Genomic DNA, 5,264 nt, shown 5'->3' on the forward strand with positions numbered 1-5,264 from the left:
CCGTGGACCCGGGCACCTGGCTCACTGCGGACGACTTCTTCGTGGTCTAGCCGCGGGATCGCCTTTTGTCCTCGACGCAGTCCCAGAACAGGCTGGCGATGTCGGCGCCGCCGAAACGCTGCACCTCGCGCACGCCGGTCGGCGAGGTCACGTTGATCTCGGTCATGTAGTCGCCGATGACGTCGATGCCGACTAGGATGAAGCCGCGCTCCTTCAGTGACGGACCGATGCGGGCGCAGATCTCGCGCTCGCGCTCCGTCAGCTCGGTCTTCTCGGCGCGGCCGCCGACATGCATGTTGGAGCGGGAATCGTGCTCTGCCGGCACGCGGTTGATGGCGCCGACCGGCTCGCCGTCGATGAGGATGATGCGCTTGTCGCCCTTGCGCACGTCCTTCAGGTAGCGCTGCACGATATAGGGCTCGCGGAACATCTGGCCGAACATTTCGAGCAGCGAGGCAAGGTTGCGGTCGGCCTCGTGCAGATGGAAGATGCCGGCGCCGCCATTGCCGTAGAGCGGCTTGACGATGATGTCGCCGAACTCCTTGCGGAAGGCCGCGACCTCCTGCGGATCCTTGGTGATCAGCGTCTCAGGCATCAGGTCGGGAAATTCGGTGACGAAGATCTTTTCCGGGCTGTTGCGCACCCAGGCCGGGTCGTTGACCACCAACGTCCCAGGGTGGATGCGCTCGAGGATGTGCGTGGTGGTGATGTAGTTCATGTCGAAAGGCGGGTCCTGCCGCAAAAGCACGACGTCCATCTCCGACAGGTCGGTGCGCACCTTCTCGCCGAGCGAGTAGTGACTGCCCTTCTCGTCGCGCACCTGCATCTCCTCGATGCGCGCGAACACCTTGCCATCGCGCATCGACAGCCGGTCGGGCGTGTAGTGGAAAAGCTTGTGGCCGCGCCGCTGAGCCTCCAGCGACAGCGCGAACGAGGTGTCGCCGGCGATCGACACGGTGGAGACATGGTCCATCTGGACGGCGATGTTCAGCGGCATAGGGGTCTCCGGCACATTGGAGCGACGTGTGTCCGTTTGGACGGGCAAAGTGCGCTCCAGCACTTTGAAACTATGTCGCCGATATAAGGAAATCGGCGGGCTCTGCCAATCGCGACATTTTGAAGATCGCATCAGCCAGACGCGAACCGGCCGGGCGATTGCAGACAAGGCGAGAACCCGCGTCATCGTTTTCTTAAGCCTTGCCATGCAAGGGTGGTTCGAATGAGCCCGGCCCTGCCGACGCCGGACCGGTCCTTGATGGAACAAGAACCATGAACGCCGTCACAACCATCCGTGCCGCCCAGACCAAGCAGCTCGAGCTGACCATCCTGATGCCGTGCCTCAACGAGGCCGAGACGCTTGCCGTCTGCATCGGCAAGGCAAAGGCCTTCCTCGACAAGGCCGGCATAGCGGGCGAGGTGCTGATTGCCGACAACGGCAGCACCGACGGCTCCCAGGAGATCGCGACGGCGATCGGCGCCCGCGTCGTGCCGGTGCCGCAGAAGGGCTATGGCGCCGCGCTGCTCGGCGGCATCGCCGCCGCCAGGGGCCGCTTCGTCATCATGGGCGATGCCGACGACAGCTATGATTTCAGCGCCCTGGACGCGTTCGTGGCACGCCTGCGCGACGGCGCCGACCTGGTCATGGGCAATCGCTTCCGGGGTGGCATCGAAACCGGCGCCATGCCGCCGCTGCACCGCTATCTCGGCAATCCGGTGCTGAGCTTCATCGGCCGCCTGTTCTTCCGGATCAAGACCGGCGATTTCCACTGCGGCCTGCGCGGCTTCAATGCCGAGAGCATCAGGAAGCTCGATCTGCAGACCACCGGCATGGAATTCGCCAGCGAGATGGTGGTGCGCGGCGCGCTTGCCGGCCTGCGCATCGAGGAGGTGCCGACCACGCTCAAGCCCGACGGCCGCAGCCGGCCGCCGCATCTCAGGACCTGGCGCGACGGCTGGCGGCACCTGAAATTCCTGCTGGTCTACAATCCGCGCTGGATGTTCTTCATTCCGGGCATGGTGCTGGGCGGGCTGGGCACGCTGTTCGCTGCCCTTTTGGTGTTCGGGCCGCTCAGGGTGATCAACAATCTGTCGCTCGACCTCAACACCTTCGTCGCCGCCTGCTTCATGATCGTCACCGGCGTGCAGCTCATCACCTTCGGCGTCATCTCGCGCTACTATGCCGAGGTCACCGGTATCCTGCCGCGCAGCCGCAGGTCCGACTGGCTGACCAGGACCATCAGCACCGACCGTCTCGCCGCCAATGCCGGCATTTGCTTTGCCGGCGGTTTCGCGTTTTGCGCCTACGCCGTGCTGCGCTGGGCGCATCTCGGCTTCGGCCCGCTGGACGATTCCGAAATCCCGCGCATCGTCGTCCTCGGCCTCAGCCTGGTCGTCATTTCGTTCCAGGCCTTCTTCTCGGCATTCCTGCTCGGCGTCCTGGAAATTCCGGTCAAGCGGCTGCGAAACGGCCCGTCCAGCGAACTGCCGGCAGGCGAGAACCAATGATCGACGCGCTGCCGGGCTTCGTCCAGTCGCGCCTGTTCCGCTTCCTGGTGGTCGGCGTCGGCGCGGCCCTGCTGCTGTTCGTGCTGTCGTGGCTGCTGGTTTCGCTCGGGCTTTCGCCGTTCGTCGGCAGTGCCGCCGCCTACGCGATCGCCTTCGTCGTCGCCTATTCAGCGCAGCGCGGCTGGACCTTCGGCGGCGAGCACGATCACGCCACGGCGTTGCCGCGCTATCTCGCGCTGCAGCTGGGATGCGCCGTCTTTTCGGGCCTTGTCTCGCATGTGGCGGTTGCGCGCTTCGGCCTGTCGCCGCCTGCCATGTCGGCGCTGACCACGGTCGCGACAAGCGCGCTGAGCTATGTCGCGTCGTCGCTCTGGGTGTTTCCGGCACGCGGCTAGAGCATGATGCCGAAAAGTGTGAAGCGGTTTTCGGGCGACATCATGCTCTATCTCTTTGATTTAGAGTCGGATTCAGATTTCAGGACGACGACCTGAAATCATCCGGCTCTAGCGCATTTGCGCGCGGGCTTTACGCTTTGTGAAGCGTGCGGCGCTAGCCTGCGGCGCGCCGACCACTCGCCCGAAAGTCGATCCATGCCCGCTGCCCATGCCGCGATTCCTGCCGGGGAAACCGCCCGTTCCTGGCGCATGGATCTTGTGGCGGCGTTGCTCGCCACGCTGGTGGTGCTTTTGGTCAACGCCCATGCTGGTTTCCCGGAATTGGCCAACGCCGGCGGCGACAATGACAGCCTGCTGCAGCTGGTCCAGGTCCGCGACCTGCTGGGTGGCCAGGGCTGGTTCGACATGCACCAGTACAGGATGGGGCCGGAAGGCGGTTTCGTCATGCACTGGTCGCGGCTGCTCGACGCGCCGCTGGCCCTCGGCATCCTTGTCATGTCGGCCCTGACCGGCAGCAGGCCGCTTGCCGAGCAGGTCGTGCAGGTGGCTTGGCCGGCCCTGCTCTTCTGGCTGACGCTGTTCTTCACGGTGCGCGCCGCACGCAGTGTCGGAGGCGCCAGCGCGGTGCTCCCGGCCGTGGTTGTCGGCGCCGCCGCCTACCACTTCATCGGCATCTATTCGCCGGGTTCGCTCGATCATCACAATGTCCAGGTGATGCTGACCATGGCAAGCCTCAGCCTGCTGCTCGATGCGCCCGCGCGCAACTGGATGGCCTTGCCTGCCGGCGTCTGCGCGGCGCTGACGCTGGCCATCGGCATGGAAAGCGCGCCCTATGCCGGCACCATCGGCGCCCTGGTCGCTGTCCTGTTTCTGGTCGACGGCGTGCGGGAAAGGCAGATCGCCAGGAATTTCGGTTTCGGCTTCGCCGGAGTGTCGGCGTTGGTCTTCGTGACGACCGTCCCGATGTCCGCCTGGGGTCAGGCCCAATGCGACGCCTTTTCGATCGCGCAATTCGTTGTCGCCGCCATTGCAGGCATCGGTCTGGCGGCATCCGCCTCGATCGATGCCGTCGCCAGTCGCTGGCACCGCCGGCTGCTGGCGATCGGCCTGCTCACCGCAACACTTGCCGCGGTCGTCGTGGTGGCCTTCCCGCAATGTCTCGCCGAACCCTATGCCGGCCTCGATCCACGCCTCAAGGAACTGTGGCTCGATCACATCGACGAAGCCCAGTCGCTGTTCACGCTGCTCGTTCACAAGCCGGCCAGCGTGGCTGCCCGCTATGCCACGCCGTTGCTGGCCATCGTGGTGATGGCGTTGCGCCTCGCGCATGGCGGCCGGCGCCGGCAGGACAGCCTCGTCGGCGCCCTGCTCATCGTCGCCTTCCTGGTCAGCGCGTGGGAGATACGCGGCTCGACCTTCTCGATCGGCTTTGCCGTGATCCCGCTCTCGGCATGGATCGCCAGATGGCGTCGGCGGGTCGAGGTCAGCCCTTCGCGAAGCGTCTCGCTGCGCATGGTCGCGGCCTGGCTGCTGTCGGTGAACGCGCTCTGGGCCGGCACCGCCACCGCCATGTCGTCGGCCTTCGAGCCGGTCAAGGCCGATGACGCCGGCGTCGACAGGAACTGCGAGAGCAAGGCTTCCTTCGCGCCCCTCGCCGGGCAGTCCGGCACCACGGTGCTGGCGATCTCCAATCTCGGCTCGCCGATCCTGGCCTATACCGGACATCGCGTGTTTTCCGGACCCTACCATCGCAACATCGCCGGAAACCTTCTGGCGCTCGATGCTTTCCTGGGGTCGGACGCCGATGCGCGGGCGATCGTCGAAAGCCATCATGTCGGCCTGGTCGCTGTCTGCCGCGGCAGCGTCGAAAGCCAGCTTCTCGCCGAAAAGGCGCCGAAGGGCTTTCTGGCCGGTCTGATCGAAGGCCAGGTGCCGGAATGGCTGGAGCCGGTGGCCGAAAGCCGGGGCGCTCCGATCGAGCTCTACCGCGTGCGCGAAGGCGGTTGAACCGCCGTTTCGGCGCATGAGAAAATCGATTTCTCGATACGTTTCCTAAAGGGTTTCCTGCCAGTCTCACCGCAAATTCCGACGTGCAACAGGAACACCGATGCAAACGACGTTTGCCACCGGGCAGGCAGGCAGGGAAAACACGGATCTGGCCTTCACAGATCCGCTGACCGGGCTTGGCAATCATCGCCGCTTCTTCGACAAGGTCGACCGCCTTATCAGCGACCGTTCCGAGGACCCGGCGCCCTTCACCGTCGGCATCCTCGACCTCGACGGCTTCAAGCCGATCAACGACCTGTTCGGCCACAAGGCCGGCGACGATATCCTGATCCAGGTGGCGATGCGGCTGCGCGCCTC

General features: G+C 65.2%; 5 protein-coding genes. 4 read left to right on the plus strand and 1 reads right to left on the minus strand.

Annotation, left to right across the window (positions count from 1 at the left end; all coding sequences use genetic code 11):
- Positions 1-46: 46 nt before the first annotated feature.
- The gene (gshB, locus tag EN738_RS30420) at positions 47-997 is read right to left on the minus strand and encodes a glutathione synthase (RefSeq protein ID WP_127286849.1); all 951 of its coding nucleotides are present in this window, start codon (positions 995-997) and stop codon (positions 47-49) included.
- Positions 998-1,269: 272 nt separating this feature from the next.
- Between gshB and EN738_RS30425 the strand changes: the two genes are divergently transcribed.
- The 4 genes from EN738_RS30425 to EN738_RS30440 all read left to right on the plus strand — a co-directional run.
- Positions 1,270-2,505, plus strand: coding sequence for a glycosyltransferase family 2 protein (locus EN738_RS30425; RefSeq protein WP_127286850.1), 1,236 nt, complete (start codon positions 1,270-1,272; stop codon positions 2,503-2,505).
- The gene (locus EN738_RS30430; protein WP_127286851.1) at positions 2,502-2,900 is read left to right on the plus strand and encodes a GtrA family protein; all 399 of its coding nucleotides are present in this window, start codon (positions 2,502-2,504) and stop codon (positions 2,898-2,900) included. Before EN738_RS30425 ends, EN738_RS30430 begins: the two co-directional genes overlap by 4 nt.
- 195 nt (positions 2,901-3,095) lie before the next feature.
- Positions 3,096-4,907, plus strand: coding sequence for a GtrA family protein (locus tag EN738_RS30435; protein ID WP_245494816.1), 1,812 nt, complete (start codon positions 3,096-3,098; stop codon positions 4,905-4,907).
- 100 nt (positions 4,908-5,007) lie between these two features.
- Positions 5,008-5,264: GGDEF domain-containing protein (locus EN738_RS30440; protein ID WP_145966975.1), on the plus strand; the 257-nt coding region annotated here is incomplete at its 3' end.

This window comes from Mesorhizobium sp. M4B.F.Ca.ET.017.02.2.1 (genome assembly GCF_003998955.1).
Lineage (GTDB): Bacteria > Pseudomonadota > Alphaproteobacteria > Rhizobiales > Rhizobiaceae > Mesorhizobium > Mesorhizobium abyssinicae.